Source organism: Shewanella sp. Koi 1 (assembly GCF_052907445.1).
This window is the reverse complement of record NZ_JBREJM010000001.1, coordinates 2,756,065-2,773,842: the sequence shown is the minus strand read 5'-3', so window position 1 is coordinate 2,773,842 and position 17,778 is coordinate 2,756,065. Positions and strand designations below refer to the sequence as shown.

The 17,778-nt window shown below is 45.7% G+C and carries 14 protein-coding genes; 4 read left to right on the top strand and 10 right to left on the bottom strand.

The window, feature by feature from the left end; translation table 11 throughout:
- Positions 1–84 precede the first annotated feature (84 nt).
- Complete coding sequence (locus ACUZ8J_RS12115; RefSeq protein WP_109287778.1) at positions 85–780, top strand: 2OG-Fe(II) oxygenase; 696 nt, start codon at positions 85–87, stop codon at positions 778–780.
- A gap of 19 nt (positions 781–799) precedes the next feature.
- Here ACUZ8J_RS12115 and ACUZ8J_RS12110 read toward each other — a convergent pair whose 3' ends face one another.
- The 4 genes from ACUZ8J_RS12110 to ACUZ8J_RS12095 all read right to left on the bottom strand — a co-directional run bounded on the left by ACUZ8J_RS12110 (position 800) and on the right by ACUZ8J_RS12095 (position 4,819).
- A complete protein-coding gene (locus ACUZ8J_RS12110; protein ID WP_446693949.1) occupies positions 800–2,149 on the bottom strand; it encodes an ATP-binding protein in 1,350 nt (449 codons plus the stop codon).
- On the bottom strand, positions 2,140–2,814 hold the full coding sequence (locus ACUZ8J_RS12105) for a response regulator (protein WP_041408752.1): 675 nt from the start codon (positions 2,812–2,814) through the stop codon (positions 2,140–2,142). Before ACUZ8J_RS12105 ends, ACUZ8J_RS12110 begins: the two co-directional genes overlap by 10 nt.
- Before the next feature lie 188 nt (positions 2,815–3,002).
- A complete protein-coding gene (locus tag ACUZ8J_RS12100; RefSeq protein WP_446693948.1) occupies positions 3,003–3,353 on the bottom strand; it encodes a hypothetical protein in 351 nt (116 codons plus the stop codon).
- A gap of 152 nt (positions 3,354–3,505) precedes the next feature.
- On the bottom strand, positions 3,506–4,819 hold the full coding sequence (locus tag ACUZ8J_RS12095) for a dicarboxylate/amino acid:cation symporter (RefSeq protein WP_446693947.1): 1,314 nt from the start codon (positions 4,817–4,819) through the stop codon (positions 3,506–3,508).
- A 220-nt stretch (positions 4,820–5,039) separates the two neighbouring features.
- Here ACUZ8J_RS12095 and ACUZ8J_RS12090 point away from each other — a divergent pair, with 220 nt between their 5' ends.
- Positions 5,040–7,571 (top strand): hypothetical protein, encoded by a 2,532-nt coding sequence (locus tag ACUZ8J_RS12090; protein ID WP_446693946.1) that lies wholly within the window; start codon positions 5,040–5,042, stop codon positions 7,569–7,571.
- A 70-nt stretch (positions 7,572–7,641) separates the two neighbouring features.
- Here the strand turns inward: ACUZ8J_RS12090 and astB are convergent, their stop codons facing one another.
- Positions 7,642–8,976, bottom strand: a complete 1,335-nt coding sequence (gene astB, locus ACUZ8J_RS12085) for an N-succinylarginine dihydrolase (RefSeq protein WP_109287775.1) — start codon at positions 8,974–8,976, stop codon at positions 7,642–7,644.
- A 331-nt stretch (positions 8,977–9,307) separates the two neighbouring features.
- On the opposite strand from astB, the gene topA reads away from it, so the two are divergent.
- The gene (topA, locus tag ACUZ8J_RS12080) at positions 9,308–11,944 is read left to right on the top strand and encodes a type I DNA topoisomerase (RefSeq protein WP_446693945.1); all 2,637 of its coding nucleotides are present in this window, start codon (positions 9,308–9,310) and stop codon (positions 11,942–11,944) included.
- A gap of 220 nt (positions 11,945–12,164) precedes the next feature.
- Here topA and zomB read toward each other — a convergent pair whose 3' ends face one another.
- On the bottom strand, positions 12,165–12,944 hold the full coding sequence (gene zomB, locus ACUZ8J_RS12075; protein ID WP_011716752.1) for a flagellar motor control protein ZomB: 780 nt from the start codon (positions 12,942–12,944) through the stop codon (positions 12,165–12,167).
- 227 nt (positions 12,945–13,171) lie between these two features.
- On the opposite strand from zomB, the gene cysB reads away from it, so the two are divergent.
- The gene (gene cysB / locus ACUZ8J_RS12070) at positions 13,172–14,146 is read left to right on the top strand and encodes an HTH-type transcriptional regulator CysB (protein WP_011622367.1); all 975 of its coding nucleotides are present in this window, start codon (positions 13,172–13,174) and stop codon (positions 14,144–14,146) included.
- 81 nt (positions 14,147–14,227) lie between these two features.
- On the opposite strand, the gene ACUZ8J_RS12065 is transcribed toward cysB, so the two are convergent.
- From ACUZ8J_RS12065 to ppsR, 4 genes are all read right to left on the bottom strand, one after another.
- A complete protein-coding gene (locus ACUZ8J_RS12065) occupies positions 14,228–14,890 on the bottom strand; it encodes a response regulator transcription factor (protein WP_086903577.1) in 663 nt (220 codons plus the stop codon).
- Positions 14,891–15,111: 221 nt separating this feature from the next.
- Positions 15,112–15,543 carry an acyl-CoA thioesterase gene (locus ACUZ8J_RS12060; RefSeq protein WP_011622369.1) on the bottom strand — a complete coding sequence of 144 codons (432 nt, stop codon included), beginning with the start codon at positions 15,541–15,543 and terminating at the stop codon, positions 15,112–15,114.
- Between the two features lie 150 nt (positions 15,544–15,693).
- Positions 15,694–16,758 (bottom strand): 3-deoxy-7-phosphoheptulonate synthase, encoded by a 1,065-nt coding sequence (locus ACUZ8J_RS12055; RefSeq protein ID WP_126513002.1) that lies wholly within the window; start codon positions 16,756–16,758, stop codon positions 15,694–15,696.
- Positions 16,759–16,939: 181 nt separating this feature from the next.
- Positions 16,940–17,752, bottom strand: coding sequence for a posphoenolpyruvate synthetase regulatory kinase/phosphorylase PpsR (gene ppsR / locus ACUZ8J_RS12050; protein WP_011622371.1), 813 nt, complete (start codon positions 17,750–17,752; stop codon positions 16,940–16,942).
- Positions 17,753–17,778: the final 26 nt, after the last annotated feature.

The window sequence follows — 17,778 nt, the reverse complement described above, 5'->3', positions numbered from 1 at the left end:
TTATATCAATGATGCAGCTTTACAATTACTTAACTAACGTGTCAGCATAGTAAGAGTACAAAATAGCCGAAACACTGAGCCAATATGGATTTTATCGAAGTATACCCTAATGCTATCCCCGATGACCTATGTGATCGTCTCATTCTTGCATTTGAGCAACATTCAGGTGTGGTTGATGGGCAAACGGGTAATGGGGTCGACCTCGAAAAGAAGATCAGCCGCGATCTTACCTTAGATAATTTTGCCGATTTACAGCCCCTCAAAAATGAGCTGTTATCCTATACCCTAAAGGGCGCCGCCGACTATTTTACTCAATATTCCATGGCGTTAATGGGCGCGGTATCAGTGTCTGTGAGTGACGAGCAAGGTCAAGCGGTAACCTTAACCCCGAATAATTTTGAGCGCTTAGGTCAGCCAAGAGCCGAGGCATTAGTTAAATACTTGTACCGCAGTGGCAGTATTAATATTCAAAAATATCAAAAGAATAAAGGTGGATATCCCCACTGGCATTCGGAGCAGTTTCCCCAGCTAAACCACAATGAGGCACTGCATCGCGTCGTGTTGTATATGTTCTATCTCAATGATGTGGAAGAGGGCGGAGAAACGGAGTTTTATTATCAGCAGCGTAAGATTTCACCAAAGAAAGGCACTATGGTGATTGCGCCAGCAGGTTTTACCCATTCCCATCGCGGCAATATGCCTATCAGCAATGATAAATATATTGCCACGTCATGGGTGATGTTTAACCGCGCCGAACAGTTATACGCGGTATATAGCTAACGGCGCGTGAAGAAGGCGGTTAAGCTGGGATAGTAATTCTAAACTTGGCGCCTTCTAAATGGCTTTCCTCAATACTCAAATAGCCGCCGTAGCTGCTGACAATCTCATCACACACAGCCAGCCCAATGCCTTGTCCTGGGGATTGGGTGTCGGCTCTCACGCCCCGTTGAATAATTTTTTGGCGCAGCTTTTCTTCAACCCCGGGCCCATCGTCTTCGACAATTAATTCAAAATCACCTTGATCCGTAAAGCGGGCGCTGACCTGAACTTGGCTAATACACAAACGGAAGGCATTTTCCATTAAGTTGCCGCATAGCTCCATTAAGTCGCCCTTATTGCCAGGGAACTGCAGGTTTGTGGGGATGTTGGCCTTAAATTGCACCTGCTTATCGCGATAAATCTTAAATAACATTTGCGCCAGTTGATCGACCAGCGGGGCGATGGCGGTGTGCTCCTGCTTTAAGCCTTGGCGGCCTAACATGGCACGCTTAAGTTGATATTTAACGAGTTGATCCATTTGGCTAATCTGCTCCATGATTTTTTCATTGGCGGATTGCTTCGTCAGCGTCGTGTCATCGGTAATGGCGTGAACGGCCGCAAGACGGGTTTTTAGGCTGTGGGCCAGATCGTTCATCGCGTTTTGATAACGTTGCTGTTGGGCGCTCGATTGTTGCAATAGCTGGTTAAGGGCTTGAGTTACGCCTTCAAGCTCAACGGGATAACCCTCTGATAGTGATTTTGTCTTACCTTGGTTAATTGATTGCAATTCGTTTTGCATCCGCACCAGTGGACGCATCCCCCAATATGCCGCACTGACCAGCAGAATCAGTGCGAGGGCGAGCACCATGGCTAAACGGATATAAGTGCGTTTACTAAATTTACTGTATTCCTGCTCAAGCTTCGCCGCATCCTTCATGACCAGCAGATTATAGTGTACTCCCGCGATTTCGACCGCGAGCAAATACACGAAGTAACCTCTGTCGTCGGCCATGGTCAGGTAGTAGGGCGGAGAATCATTACGGATTTCATTGAAACGCTCGCAGGTATCAAACAGGCCCCGGTCAACGGCGAGGGAGGATGTCCATACCTGTTTAAATTTTTCATCGCAGCTCGCCATCACATAGCGTTCTTGCTTGTTGTTTTCCTCTAACCAAGCGCTGGTGTCGGGAATTAAATCGTGCTCCCTCAGCTCTGCGGCGACTTGGGGGATTTCGGCGATAAGCTGCGCGGTTTCCTCGTTGTAGCTATTTTGCGCATGCAGAATATTGACCATCCAAGCGAGGCCAAATCCGACTAAGGTGATGATTGATAATGAGGTGAGAAACATCCGCGTCAGCAGACGTTTCTTCATTTTTAGTCTTAATTGCATGGCAGATTGAATTTGTAACCTTGGCCACGAATGGTCGCTATCGGGTTGTCTATGCCATCACGGGTGAGTTTTTTGCGCAGACGGCTCACCATCACTTCAATGGTGTTTGGATCGCCTTCCTTGTCACCATAAATCACATCTAAGAGTCGCTGTTTGGCGACGACCTCATGACAATGGCGCATTAGATATTCCAGAATGAGGTATTCAAAGGCGGTAACTTCCATAATCTCGTTGCCGAGGGTCACTTGCTTGGCGGCAAGATCCAGCTTTAGCTCACCACTGGTGATGACGGGTTTAACAAAGCCTGCGCTACGTCTAACTAAGGCGTCGAGTCTTGCGACTAACTCTTCTTTTTGGAAGGGTTTGACTAAATAGTCATCGGCACCGGCGTTGAGGCCCTCGACTTTATCTTGCCAGTTAACTCGGGCCGTTAGAATTAAGATAGGCGCTTTAACGCCTTCTTCACGTAATTGTTGGATAAGGCTAATGCCGTCTTGATCGGGTAAACCTAAATCGACAATGGCCACATCGATGGGGTAGTTAGTCGCTTGGAAGAACCCTTCCTTGGCGGTGAGAGCGACTTGGACTTGGTTGCCCAAATCGCTTAATTGCACTTTTAGATGGTGGGATAAAATAAGATCATCTTCAACAACCAAAATTCTCATAATACTCATGCCTTAAAGTCGACTGGGCTCAGTGTACGCAAAATATACGTTGGAGCCAAATATTGTCTTATCATAACGAATAACAACTTAACCTTGGCTGACCGAGCCGATAGAGTGGCGAAAATAAGTACTAATTAATTGTCTTTAAAGAGATTGTCTGATTTATCCCTCTGCCTTGAGGTTGAAGATCATTTTATTGCATCTTGGCCTGATTGCGTGGTTTTGCGCCAAATGTCATTAGCGCTCCATGCGGCTCCTAGGCTAAAAAGCATCACACCGCCCATTATTACAGCGAGTCTTATCCAAGGCGCGCCGTGAGCAAGACGCATTTGCACCGCATCGATTGCGGTTGTACCCCAAACGATAACCACACTGATGCACAGTATCGCTTGCAGTAGTCGAATGACGACTGGATGTTTGATGAGTAAACCAAGAGGCGCGAATGCAAATAGGCCAGTTAATAGAAGCTGGTCATAGCGTAGAAAATGCGCACTTAACAGCCAAAAGGCGGCAATAATCCAACTCACTCTCCACCACATAGCTTTCTCCTCGTTCTATATTGACGAGGTCTAATGTAACGGTATTTAAAGGACTATTCTATTTGCTTGTTCACAAAATCAGGATAAGACAATAAAAAAAGCCCAACTAAGTTGGGCTTTTTAGCGGAGACAAAGGCATTTTAACGTCAGTATTACTCGACCTTATGCACTTGCTCATCGAAGTTACTGGCGACTTTACCGGCTTGAGTATTGTTGAATACGGTTTCGTTAAATTCGCCTTCAGATTTGGCAATGACCACTGTCGCGACGCAATCGCCCGTCACGTTCACGGCAGTTCGCACCATATCTAGGAGTCGGTCAACCCCAATAATAAGAGCAATCCCTTCTACGGGCAGGCCGACTTGGTTAAGCACCATAGCTAGCATGATTAACCCTACACCTGGAACCCCAGCAGTACCGATTGAAGCTAAGGTCGCGGTGACAACAACGGCAGCATAATCGGTAATGGTTAATTCAATACCAAAGACTTGGGCGATAAATACCGTGGCGACACCTTGCATAATGGCCGTGCCATCCATGTTAATGGTGGCACCTAATGGCAGGGTGAAAGAGGCAATTTTGTTATCAACACCGAGTCTGTGCTCAGACGCCTCAATCGTAATCGGTAAGGTGGCGTTAGAGCTTGCGGTTGAAAAGGCAAACAACTGCACATCGCGCATCTTACGAATAAAGATCAGCGGATTTAAGCCTGAGAATAACTTAAGCAGGGTCGGGTAGACGATAAAGGCGTGGATCAATAACACCACCAACACGACAAAGAAATACTTGACCACACTCTCGAATGTTCCCAAACCTAGCGTTAAAGCCAGTTTTGCCATCAGTGCAAACACCCCGTAAGGCGCAAGCTGCATGATCAACGTAACGACTCGCATGATCACTTCATTTAAATCTTCAAATAACGCGGCAACACGTTTGCCACGCTCGCCAATATGCGCAATCGCAAAGCCAAAAATCACCGCAAAGATAATAATCTGCAGCATATTGCCTTCGCTCATGGCCTGCATCGGATTCGTTGGTACTATATTGATTAGGACACTTGAAAGACTAGGCGCTTCTTTGGCTGTGTATTCCATTTTTTCGGAAGCGAGTGAAGCATTACCTGGATGAACTAATACCGCGCTGACAATGGCCAGAATTAAAGCCATCGCCGTTGTGAATAAATAAAAGGCTAATGTTTTGCCGCCTAAACGACCTAATTTTGAAGGTTCACTCAGTGAGCAAGTGCCACAAACTAATGAAATAAATACCAGTGGAACCACTAGCATTTTCAAACTTGAGATAAAGATAGTGCCGATAACATGTAAGAAACCTTCTGTAATGTAGTCTTTTACGATATCGCTTTCTGGAAAGGCATTGCGGAGTATGAGACCTAAAGCAATACCTGTTGCCATACCGAACAGAATTTTACTTGTAAGGCCGAATTTCTTTTGTGATGAGGTTGCCATGGGGATTCCTGTGTGTTTTTTATACATTCTAATATTGGCGACGACAAGCCTAGCAAGAAAATGCAGAAGTTTAAATGAGTTCCGATGTTAAACTAAGCGCAAAATATGAGAAATAAAATAAGAGAGTATTGGAAAAGTTACGTGAAAATTGTGTAATGTTAGCCTATAAGTTAAAAGCGTCAATCTTAGTATTATCATCAGAGTAACAGGGAGCCTGACAATGAAGTCAGCGTATAAGGTTTTTCTCGCAGGAATATGTTCACTTTTCTTGGTCGCATGTGGCGGCGGAGGCAATATCTCCGACGATGGCACTGGCACCACCCCAACCCCAAGTGTAATTACCATTACAATGGGGATTTCTAATACAAATATATCCGCGAATGCGCCTGCCACTGTTACAGCTAAGGTAGTCGATTCGAAAGTTGGCGCGTTAGCGGGTGAATTGGTGACCTTTAGTTTGAGTAATTCAAACATGGGGTCTTTTTTCCCTGCCGCAGCAACTGCATTAACAAATAGTGAAGGTGTTGCCTCTATTATTTTAAATACGGCCACTATTGCAGGTGCTGGCACTGTGAGTGCAAAGATTGATAGTGGTGAATCCGGCAAAATAGGTTTTGTGATGGCGGGTGACGGCGGTCAAGCCGGTGGCGGAGCTCAAGTTACTCTAAAACTAACAGACTCTGCTGGTAATGCGATTGATAGTATTACGTCGACTACGCCTGGTATTTTAACTGCCACTGTCACTGGATTATCTAAAGCGGCTATTGTGACTTTTGATACTACTATTGGCGATCTTCCTGTAAAAACAGCAATTACCGATGCTAACGGTAAAGCGAGCGTCAATTTGTACGCAGGAAGTACTCCAGGTGCAGGTACCGCCAAAGCATCACTAAACACAGGTGAATTTGGTGAGCAAGTGTTTGTTGTGGGAGCAACCAATGTCCTAATGGGCAGTGGTTCACCTTTTGTATCAGGTAAGGCTGATGTGAGTGCTACGACTTTATCTGCAGGTGGCACTGCAACCGTTTCTATTCTGCTGCAAGACAGTGACGGCAATCCATTTACTGAGCCAGTCGATGTTAAATTCGCGTCGACTTGTTCTAATAAGGCATCCCCAGAAGCTGTACTTAGCAGCCCGGTCACCGCTGTTGGTGGACAAGCAACCAGTACCTATCTCGCGAAAGGTTGTGTTGGAGATGACAATATCACTGTTACTGCCGACGTAGGTGGCAAGAATCTTTCTGCAACGGGCACAATTAAAGTGTTATCGGCAAATGTCGGTAGTATCGTTTTTGTTGACGCAACGCCTGAAAATATTGGTATCAAAGGTACAGGAACCGCCGAGTCTTCAACCTTGCGCTTTAGAGTGCTAGACACTAACGGCAATGCTGTAGCTAACAAGTCTGTTGATTTTAAGCTTAATAATGATTCAGCTGGATTGAGTTTAACGCCTGCAACTGCGACATCTAACAATCAAGGTTATGTACAAACGGTTGTGAATTCTGGCACTGTGGCAACGACTGTTCGAGTGACTGCAACAACGCTTGGCACAGACGGTTCGAGTATTTCAAGTCAATCCAATGTATTAGTGGTGTCAACGGGTAAGCCTGACCAAGACAGTTTTTCACTCTCTGCTTCAGTATTAAACGTTGAAGGTTGGAACTATGATGGTGCTAAAGTTACGGTCACCGCTCGTTTAGCCGACGCCTTTAACAACCCTGTACCCGATGGCACCGCAGTGGTATTTACGGCCGAAGGTGGTTCAATTGAAAGTTCATGCCAAACTAAAGATGGTGTTTGTTCTGTTGTTTGGACCAGCCAGTTACCTCGTCCAGTGGGAATTGATGGAAATGGCCCCTTCTTCGATAGTAATGGTAACCGAGTGCAGGAGCCTACCGCTTTCTTAAAGCAAGAAGTGAATCTTGCTGGAGGAAGTTATTATGGCAATTATTACGGTCAGCCCTATGGCGGACGCGTGACGATTACCGCGACTGCGATTGGCGAAGAGTCTTTCCCAGATCTGAACAGCAACAATATTCTCGATACTGCTAGTGAATTTAACTTATTTGTGGGTAGTGCAACTAACTGCGGTCGTGACAATAGCGGTGACTGTTATGATTTAAGTGAAGCTTACGTCGATCATAACGAAGATGGTATTTATACACCGAAATACATGACGGCAAGTACCACTGATACCTCTGGTGCACGTGAGACCTTTACAGACTTTATTGATCCAGTCAATCCAACAGGACAAGGTGAGTTCAACTTAGCGGATGGCGAGTATAGTGGTGTACTTTGTGATGCTTCAGTTTCTGGCGTGAAATGTAGTCCGCAGGCATCAATCTCTGTACGACGTTCACTGGTACTGGTGATGTCTAGTAGCGAAGCCTATGCAACGACACTTGGAAACGTTGTGATTAATGATAACGTTGCTGGTAACAACCAAATTGATCTTGGTATTAAAGGTACTGCATCTGTAATGTTTACTATTGCAGATATTAATAACCAGCAAATGCCAGCAGGTTCTGTGGTTAACTTTAAAGCTTCAGGAGCAACAGTAACGAGCTCTACAAGTTATACTTGGCCAAGCACCAACTATAACGGTGGCAGACAGTTTGTTGTGAGTTTAAAAGGTGGCGATCAGGCGGATTCTGGTAACTTGATTGTGACGGTCACGACTCCGGGATTAAGTGATGTCGGACTCGAGGGGACAACCTCTGAAGTGTTGAATATTCCTATTGTTGTTAAGTAGGTTTCAACTAAAAAAATAAGGTGCCAATGGCACCTTATTTTTTACCTGCACATTTTAGGCTCAAATCACATTAGCGTTGGAATGGATATACACTTCCCAATTTCATGATTTGGGTCAGCTCATCTAATGCGGTACGTGATTCAATCACTAATTGCGGATCGGCTAAATCTTGTGTCGATAAACGGTCGCGATAGTGTTTATCCACCCAAGTGTTTAAACGCGCGAATAAAGCATCGTTAAGTAAAGTGTGTTGATTCACGGCGGCGACTTCTCGCTCATTCATGGCTACACGTAAACGTAAACAAGCGGGGCCGCCACCATTTTGCATACTTTGTTTTACATCGAAATACAGCACTTGTTTGATTGGTGTATTTAACGTGAGTAGCTCATTTAAATACGCATAAACAGCCGGGTTTTCTTGGCAGTCCGTTGGGGCAATGATGGCCATTTCGCCTGAGGGAAGGGTGATTATCTGGGTATTGAATAGATAGCTCTTTACCGCATCGTTAATCGCTACTTTGGCCGTTGGAACCTCGATAAAGAATAATTCGGTATCGAGTTTTCGTCTTATTTCATCCAATTTAGCCTGTGTATTTAAGAATGCCTGCTCATGGTAAAACAGCACATTTTGGTTACCCACGGCGATCACATCATTGTGAAATACCCCTTGGTCAATGACATCGGGATTTTGTTGAATAAAGACACAGTTATCTTCCTCGAGTTGATGCAATCTTGCTATCGCCATCGACGCTTCGAGGGTTTGTCTCGCGGGATATTTTTGCGGTCTTGGCGCATTAGGATTGGTGGCTTCTTGGCCGTAAACAAACAGCTCGACCCCAGCATGACCATATTCTTGGCACAGGCGAGTATGGTTCGCCGCGCCCTCATCACCGAAGCTATTATGCTCAGGTAAATGGTTATGATGATGAAAATAGTGGGGATCGTTGAAAGTTGCTGTTAAGATGCGCCCCGTTGTGATGGGCTCGATGCTGCGATGTAACTTATCTACTAAGTTGGCAGGGGTAAAATGCAGTTTACCGTCACGGGTGTCGGCACTGGGAGACACGGTTGCAGCATTTGCCGTCCACATACTCGAAGCACTGCAACAGGCATTAAGCAGCGCAGGCGCGGTTTTAGCGGCTTGTTGTAAAACTTGGGCATCACTGCCAGAAAAACCAATTCGGCGCAGTGTATTAAGATCTGGGCGCTCTTGTGGCGCTAACATGCCTTGGATCATCCCTAAATCAGCGAGTGCTTTGGCTTTTTGCAAACCTTGTTTAGCGGCGGCTTTAGGATTTGAGACTAAAGCGGCGTTGTTGAGTGAGGCCACATTGCCAAAAGACAAACCGGCATAATTGTGGGTTGGCCCAACGAGTCCGTCGAAATTCGCTTCAAAGTGCTTCATTGCTTATCCTTGTGATAGGGAAGGTTATTATTTATTCAAATGGTCCCTGAGGCGACCCAGTATACTGAAGGTTTTTGTGGGCACAAGCGCACGGTTTTGTGCTCAAAGCGACTTTTTCGCGATAAATGCATAACTATTTCTTGCTTGCTGGCAAATAATGAAATATTAGTTTTTAATTACGCAATATTATTTTTTTACATTTTTTCAACTTTGATTAAAAAGTGACTCGCTGGTACATATAAAAGAGGGATTAGCTTGAAACTCTCAATGCAACCCTCTATATATGGAGCCAATTTCCACCTTCTTGAGATTTTTTGGCGCAAATCAAACTATGGGTAAATCGCTAGTTATTGTCGAATCACCGGCCAAAGCTAAGACTATTAATAAATATCTTGGCAAAGAATTCATCGTTAAATCGAGCGTGGGGCATATCCGTGACCTACCAACTTCTTCTTCGTCTGACGGCAATGAAAAAGTGAAATCCGCCGCCGAAGTGAAGAAGATGTCGCCAGAAGAAAAGGCGAGATATAAAAAGGTGAAAGACCACCAAGCGCTGGTGTCGCGTATGGGCGTTAACCCTGAAAAGGGCTGGGCGGCTAAATATCAAATCCTACCGGGTAAAGAGAAAGTCGTTAAAGAGCTGCAAGCCTTAGCCGATTCTGCTGACCAAATCTATCTCGCAACGGACTTAGACCGTGAAGGGGAAGCCATCGCCTGGCATTTACAAGAGGTGATTGGTGGCGATCCTTCACGGTATCAACGCGTTGTGTTTAACGAGATCACCAAATCAGCGATTCAAGAAGCCTTTAGTAAACCTTCTTCCCTCGACACCAATATGGTGAATGCCCAGCAGGCACGACGCTTTTTAGACCGTGTCGTCGGCTTTATGGTGTCTCCACTGTTGTGGAAAAAGGTTGCCCGCGGCTTATCCGCTGGACGGGTGCAATCCGTGGCTGTGCGTCTCGTGGTGGAACGTGAAAGTGAAATCAAAGCTTTCGTACCTGAAGAGTTTTGGGATGTGCATGCACAGCTGAATACGCCTGCGAGCGAAGCGCTGCGCATGGAAGTGGTTAAGTACTTAGATTCAGCCTTCGAGCCAACAAACGAGCAGCAAGCGTTAGCCGCCGTTCAAGCCTTATCTTCTGCTAGCTTTAAAGTGATCGCTCGTGAAGATAAAGCGACCCAGAGTAAACCTTCGGCTCCTTTTATTACTTCCACCCTGCAACAAGCGGCCAGTACTCGCTTAGGCTTTGGGGTGAAGAAAACCATGATGATGGCACAGCGCTTGTACGAAGCGGGTCACATCACTTATATGCGTACCGATTCGACAAACTTAAGCCAAGAAGCGTTAGACAGTGTGCGTGAGATGATCGGCAAGGAATATGGCGCCAAGTATTTACCTGCCGAACCGATCCGCTACGGCTCTAAGGAAGGCGCACAAGAGGCGCACGAAGCGATTCGTCCATCAAACGTGAAGGTCGAAGCGGCTGCCTTAACTGATATGGAACGTGATGCACAGCGTCTCTACGAGCTGATTTGGCGTCAGTTTGTCTCTTGTCAGATGACTCCTGCCCAATACGATGCGACCAAACTCACGGTCAAGGCGGGTGACTATGAACTGAAAGCGACGGGACGTATCCTGCGCTTTGACGGTTGGACTCGTGTTCAAACCGCATTGAAAAAGAAAAATGAAGAAGACAATACCTTGCCATCGGTGAACGAAGGTGATCTGTTGTCTCTGGTCGAATTAGAGCCTAAGCAACACTTTACTAAGCCGCCTGCCAGATACAGCGAAGCGTCATTGGTAAAAGAATTAGAGAAGCGTGGTATCGGTCGTCCTTCAACCTATGCCACTATTATTTCGACGATTCAAGAGCGGGGTTATGTCAAAGTTGAAAACCGCCGTTTCTACGCAGAGAAAATGGGCGAGATTGTCAGTGAGCGTTTAGTCGGTAGTTTTGCTGAGCTGATGAGCTACGATTTTACCGCCAGCATGGAACAGACACTCGACGATGTTGCCAGTGGTGAGCTGGATTGGAAAAAGGTTCTCGATGGTTTCTATGCCGACTTCACTAAACAACTAGAGAAGGCGGAATTATCACCAGAAGAGGGCGGTATGCGCCTCAATCAAATGGTGATGACCAATATTAAGTGTCCGACTTGCGGTCGCCCTATGGGGATCCGTACCGGCACAACAGGGGTATTCCTCGGTTGTTCGGGTTACGAGTTGCCACCGAAAGAGCGCTGCAAAACCACCATGAATTTAACGCCAGGCATTGAAGCGATTAGCGACAGTGAAGATGCCGAAACCGATGCACTACGCGCCAAGCATCGCTGCGGCATTTGTGGTACGGCGATGGACAGCTACCTTATCGACGAAAAGCGTAAGCTGCATGTTTGTGGTAATAACCCCATCTGTGAGGGTTATGAAGTCGAAGAAGGACAATTTAAGATCAAAGGTTATGAAGGTCCATTAATTGAATGTGACCGCTGTGGCCATGATATGGAGCTGAAAAACGGCCGTTTTGGTAAGTATTTTGGTTGTACTAACGAGGAATGTAAGAATACTCGTAAGTTACTGAAAAACGGCGAAGCTGCGCCTCCAAAAGAAGATCCTATTTATCTGCCAGAGCTGAAATGCAGCAAGTCTGATGCGCATTTTGTGCTGCGTGATGGTGCGGCGGGGATTTTCTTAGCCGCCAGCACTTTCCCTAAATCTCGGGAAACCCGTGCGCCACTGGTTGAAGAGTTAGTGAAATATCGCGAGCTATTGTGGCCAAAATATCAGTACCTTGCCGATGCTCCTATCGCCGATGATGAGGGGAATAAAGCGGCGGTTAAGTTTAGCCGTAAGACCAAAGAGCAATATGTGGCGACCGAAGTTGACGGTAAAGCAACCGGATGGTCGGCCCATTATGTGAATGGTAAATGGGTGACTGAATCGACGGCGAAGAAAGCTAAGAAGTAACCTTATCTGAATAGGGTTTAGGATCCTTTTCTTCGTGGTTATAAATGGGTTCACTTAGGTGAGCCCATTTTGTTATCTAGGGTTCTTACAACCGCCGATTGCAGTAATGAGGTGGTTGATCGATAAGCGAGATATTGTGAATAAAAATACCACGCATAAAAAAGCCAAGTCACAGACTTGGCTTTTTTATGGAAAACGTTCTTAATTGAGCAATGCGATATCACCATTTCTTCTTGGGTTGAAACAGCATATCGATGTCATCTTCTTCATTTTTAGGTCTAGGCGCACTTGGGGCTGACAATTTTTGTGCGCCCATAATCTCATCTAGCAACATTTTGGCTTCATCGACCTTGCGGGCAATAAAAGGGTCATTCGGCGTTTGCGCTTTAATGGCATGTAGGGTTGCTAAAGCTTTTGTGACCATTTGCTTAGACGAACCATATTGCTTCATAAAGCTCGCGGCACGGGCACGGGACAGCATGGAATCAACATTAATCCGTAGCTGTAAACTATCGATACGATTCTCTTCCTGAGCAAAAACATTGGGGTCGACTCGGCCCTTGTTGTGCTCTGCACGTAAAATGGCTTTCAGTTTCTTGAGTGTTTGTACTAACACTAAGATCTGCTTGTCATTATCCGGCAATCTAAAATTCTCAATAGGGGGCATCTGTGGCGTGTTAGATTGCAATGTCTCGATTTGTGACTTGAGATCGGTAAGACGACGTTGAAAATCCGATTGCTGTTGACTCGCACTTAAAGTGGTGGCGATTTCTAACGCTTCTTGCACGCGACGATAGAGCACTAAAATGATGTGTGTACTGCAAGGGATCATCCCTGTGTTCGATAATACGGTTTCAGTTTCATCAATAATTGCGCGTTGACGGGCAAATTCTATGCGACGTTCAGCCTCAGCACGTTCTTTTTGTTGTTGTATAACGTTAATTCCGATAACAAGCAGTAAAAGTGCACCGATGAGGATCAGAACCAAGGTGAATGTCATAGCTGTTCCATTATTTATCTAATTGGGCTAATGCTACAATAAATCAATAAACTAGCATAGTTATCTTAGCCTAGGTTATCATTTCTGTCGTATGAAACTTAAGACTTGTGCTCTATATTCCTATTTGCTTTAATTTTTACTATATACTATAACGATCGATTATAGCTGATACTGAGTTGTGCCATTTTCGCCAATCCAATTCAGCCTGTTTGAGACAAGGACATAAGATGAAACTGCAACAGCTCAGGTATATTGCTGAGGTCGTCAAACACAACCTTAACGTATCGGCCACCGCGGAAAATTTATATACATCGCAACCTGGGATCAGTAAGCAAGTTCGCATGTTGGAAGATGAATTAGGCATTCAAATCTTCGGTCGCAGCGGTAAACATTTGACCCACGTGACACCCGCCGGACAACAGGTGATAAATATTGCCAATGACATCTTAGGCAAAGTCGAAAGCATTAAAAAAGTCTCCGAGGAATATACTAAGCCTGATCAGGGTGAATTGAATATCGCGACCACGGATACGCAGGCGCGGTATGCGTTGCCCCATATTATTCGCCAATTTATCGACCGTTATCCTAAAGTTAACTTGCACATGCACCAAGGCACGCCATCGCAGATCAGCGAACAAGCGGCGCGTGGCGATGCTGACTTTGCGATTGCCACCGAAGCGATGCACTTGTATTCCGACTTAATCATGTTGCCTTGTTACCATTGGAATCGCTCGGTTGTGGTTCCCAAAGATCATCCCTTGGCGACCCGTACCCATATCAGTATTGAAGATTTAGCCCGTTTCCCATTAGTCACTTATGTGTTTGGTTTTGACCGTGCCTCGGAAATTGAAAAAGCCTTTAACCGCGCAAACCTCGAGCCGCGGGTGGTCTTTAGTGCGACCAGCGCCGATGTGCTGAAAACCTATGTTCGTTTAGGCTTAGGAGTCGGGGTGATAGCCTCGATGGCGATTGACCCTAATATCGATAAAGACTTAGTGGCTATCGATGCGGGCCATTTATTTGCCCACAGCACGACTAAGATTGGTTTTAGAAAAGGCAGTTTCTTACGTAGTTATATGTATGATTTTATTCAACACTTTGCACCGCATTTGACTCGCGATGTCGTTGAAAAGGCGGTGGCATTACGCGATCAGCAATTGATTGATGAAATGTTTGCCGATAAAAACTTGCCAATGCGTTGATTCGCGGTTGTTAGAGTCAATAAAAAATGCCGCAATGAATGCGGCATTTTTTATGCGAAATTGACAGCAGTCACGGCCGAATTAGGTCAAATCCACTTTATCCATTTCAAGCTGGCCTAAGGCAATAACGGCTTGAGTACGATTACGCACACCCAGCTTTCTAAAAATCGCGGTAGCGTGGGCTTTGATGGTGGCTTCAGACACACCTAAGTCATAGGCGATTTGCTTATTGAGTAAGCCCTCGGCGAACATCTGCAACACTTTGTATTGCTGCGGCGTCAAGTCGGAGAGTTTGTTGGCCATCTTATCCGTATCATCATCTTCAATCGGGATGATTTCAGCACCAGCGGGTAACCAGATATCCCCAAATAATACGGCAGTGAGCGCTTCTTTTAAGGTTTCCATCGACGCTGACTTCGGGATGAACCCACTGCCGCCATAATGGATAGCACGGCTAATGGTATTGATATCCTCATGGGCCGAAATCACCACCACAGGCAGTTCAGGGTAGTGGGAGCGCAGGTGAATAAGCGTCGAATAGCCGTGGGAGCCAGGCATTTGCAGATCCAGCAAAACCAAATCATAGCTCACATTCTGCGAATCTAGTACTGACTGCAAGGCATCGGCACTGTCGGCCTCATACCATTGGGTGTGTTCAAAGGCGCTACTGAGGGCTTGACGTAGTGCATTTCGAAACAATGGATGGTCATCGGCAATAATAATATTTAAGTTTTCTAGCTTCATGGCTTTGTTGGTTATGTTCGTGGCACGTGAAGATTAAACCCAATGTAACAGAAAAGTAATCGAGGATCCTATTGCTTTATGCAGTAAGATTGACAAAATTTTTATATGTTTCTGGTTGTTATACTTTTGTCTATCAAAGGTGGGCGGATTATTCAAACAAAAACACGCCCTCAAACGGGCGTGTTTAAGGGCGAGAGTACGTTATTTTGACTGGCTAAATCTTATTCAGCGGTCCACACCTGAGTCGGATGGCGTTGTTCGTCAACCGCAACAAAGGTGAATACACCGCGGATCGCATGTTCGCGGTGATCTTGATACATGTCTTCGACGAAAATATTCACTTCCACCTTTAACGAGGTATTACCCACATGGATCACGCGGGCGATGAGTTCGGCTAAGGTGCCCGCTGGGATCGGTTTTTTAAAGTCGATTCTGTCGGAGCTGACGGTCACTAAGGTTTTACGGCAAAAGCGAGTCGCCGCAATAAAGGCGGTTTCATCCATCCAAGCTAATGCTTCGCCACCGAATAAGGTGTTGTGGTGATTGGTGATAGACGGAAATACAGCCTTGATCACCCGCGCTTCGGATTGATTGATCCGCTGTTCGATGGCGTCAGAAAAGGCTGGGCGGCTAGAGTCGAGCGAGTTTGGCATACGGCAACCTGAGGTTATGCATTTTTAAAGAGGCGCAATTATAGTGAGTTTTCAATTTGAATGGTAGAAAACACCTATATCGTTAGGTGTTAAGGTAAAACGAAAAGAAAAAAGGCTTCCAGTGGAAGCCTTTTGCCGTGGGTAATCGACTTATTTACCGAGAAACTCACGTCTATCGCGAGAGGCCTTAGCCAGATCGCGCAGTAATTTCTCCGAGTCATCCCAATGCAGGCAAGCATCTGTGATGCTTTGGCCGTAACACAGAGGTTGACCCTCAACCACTTTTTGATTGCCTTCCTGTAAGAAACTTTCGGCCATCACCCCAGCAATGGCCGTGCTGCCCGTGCGCATTTGCGCCATGATATTGTCGGCAACAACTAGCTGCTTTAGGTGGTTCTTTTCACTGTTGCCGTGGCTAAAATCGACCACCATACGCGGCGTCACATTCACAGACTCAAGTTTTAATCTTGCTTCTTCAATATCTTGTTCAAAGTAATTCGGCTTTTTACCGCCACGTAAAATAATGTGGCCGTAAGGGTTACCATGGGTGCGATAGACTGACATGGCGCCGTCTTTATCCGGTGAATAGAAGATATGTGGCACTTTTGCTGCGCGCACCGCATCGACGGCGATATTAATATTGCCATCGGTACCGTTTTTAAAGCCAACGGGGCAGGAGAGTGCCGAGGCCATTTCGCGGTGAACTTGGCTTTCGGTGGTGCGAGCACCGATAGCGCCCCAGGTGATTAAGTCGGCAATATATTGACCATTCACCATGTCTAAAAATTCGGTGGCAATCGGTAACTTCAGCTCAGTAATTTGCTGCAATAATTCGCGGGCAATACGTAATCCCTTATTTGGCTCGAAGCTGCCATCTAAATCAGGATCGGAGATTAACCCCTTCCAACCGACGATAGTGCGTGGTTTTTCAAAATACACACGCATTAAAATGCAGAGATCGTCCTTTAACTCTTGATGCAATACCGCTAAACGGCGAGCGTAGTCGAGGGCGGCTTGAGTATCATGGATAGAGCAGGGGCCAATGATCACTAATAGGCGTTGATCTTCGCCCATAATAATGGCTTCGACTTCACGACGTTGTTGTACGAGATAATCGGCTGCATCTTGGGTTAACGGGTACTCAGATGCCAGTTGTGCAGGTGAGATGACTTTAGCTAATAAGGAAGTGCGTAATTCGTCTGTTTTAATGGTCATTCAAAATACCGAGCTTGCGTGCGGCGCTTTTCGCCAGATTGCCTCGGATTATAACGAATCGAACAGCATTGCACAGTGCCAATTGTGTTAATTGTCGGCAACTGTGCAATGAATTTGATTTAAGTTAGACCTATTTAGCCTAAATCGAGAGACTCGATTGCCTCGTTCGAAATCATCAAGATTAGAACATATGACGTTCTAAGCCTGTCACGTCCAAAATCTTAGTGGCGATTTCTTCGACAGAGTGGTTGGTGGTGTCGATATAAGGAATACGTTCACGTTTGAACATCATCTCGACTTCTTTGACCTCTAAACGACACTGCTTTAAGGACGAGTAGCGGCTGTTTTCCATGCGGCTTTGGCGGATTTCATGTAAACGCACAGGATCGATGGTTAAGCCGAACAACTTCTTCTTATTGCGTTTTAATGCTTCGGGCAATTTGAGGTTATCCATATCGTCTTCGGTGAACGGATAGTTGGCCGCTTTAATACCAAACTGCATCGATAAATAGAGGCTGGACGGGGTTTTACCGCAGCGAGACACGCCAAGCAGGATTAAATCGGCCTGATCCATATGTTTCATGGTTTGGCCATCGTCATTGTCCATCGCAAAATTGATGGCATCGATACGGGCTTCGTAGCCGTGATTGGCTTTTCCGTGGGTGCGATGTAACACCGGAGAGGCGCTAACGCCTAAATGTTGTTCAAGTGGTGCAACGAAGGTATTTAAAAAATCGTAATCGAGCCCTTCACTCGAATAAATAATGTCCCGAATTTCAGGTTTTACGATCGAATGGAACACTAACGGCCTTTCACCTGTTGTAATAAAACAATCATTAATTTGTCGTTTAACGTTCTCAGCTTTTGCCAATGTTTCAACAAATGGAATTGTAAGTGACTCAAATTCTAATGGAAATTGCGAGAGTACTGCATGCCCAAAAACCTCAGCTGTGATCGCTGTCCCGTCGGAGATGTAAAATACCTTTGGTGCCATACTGACCTCTTGTAGTAATAAAATTA

Coding starts and splice junctions, on each gene's coding strand:
- ACUZ8J_RS12115 (WP_109287778.1), top strand. CDS start 85: ATGGATTTTATCGAAGTATACCCTAATGCTATCCCCGATGACCTATGT.
- ACUZ8J_RS12110 (WP_446693949.1), bottom strand. CDS start 2,149: ATGCAATTAAGACTAAAAATGAAGAAACGTCTGCTGACGCGGATGTTT.
- ACUZ8J_RS12105 (WP_041408752.1), bottom strand. CDS start 2,814: ATGAGAATTTTGGTTGTTGAAGATGATCTTATTTTATCCCACCATCTA.
- ACUZ8J_RS12100 (WP_446693948.1), bottom strand. CDS start 3,353: ATGTGGTGGAGAGTGAGTTGGATTATTGCCGCCTTTTGGCTGTTAAGT.
- ACUZ8J_RS12095 (WP_446693947.1), bottom strand. CDS start 4,819: ATGGCAACCTCATCACAAAAGAAATTCGGCCTTACAAGTAAAATTCTG.
- ACUZ8J_RS12090 (WP_446693946.1), top strand. CDS start 5,040: ATGAAGTCAGCGTATAAGGTTTTTCTCGCAGGAATATGTTCACTTTTC.
- astB (WP_109287775.1), bottom strand. CDS start 8,976: ATGAAGCACTTTGAAGCGAATTTCGACGGACTCGTTGGGCCAACCCAC.
- topA (WP_446693945.1), top strand. CDS start 9,308: ATGGGTAAATCGCTAGTTATTGTCGAATCACCGGCCAAAGCTAAGACT.
- zomB (WP_011716752.1), bottom strand. CDS start 12,944: ATGACATTCACCTTGGTTCTGATCCTCATCGGTGCACTTTTACTGCTT.
- cysB (WP_011622367.1), top strand. CDS start 13,172: ATGAAACTGCAACAGCTCAGGTATATTGCTGAGGTCGTCAAACACAAC.
- ACUZ8J_RS12065 (WP_086903577.1), bottom strand. CDS start 14,890: ATGAAGCTAGAAAACTTAAATATTATTATTGCCGATGACCATCCATTG.
- ACUZ8J_RS12060 (WP_011622369.1), bottom strand. CDS start 15,543: ATGCCAAACTCGCTCGACTCTAGCCGCCCAGCCTTTTCTGACGCCATC.
- ACUZ8J_RS12055 (WP_126513002.1), bottom strand. CDS start 16,758: ATGACCATTAAAACAGACGAATTACGCACTTCCTTATTAGCTAAAGTC.
- ppsR (WP_011622371.1), bottom strand. CDS start 17,752: ATGGCACCAAAGGTATTTTACATCTCCGACGGGACAGCGATCACAGCT.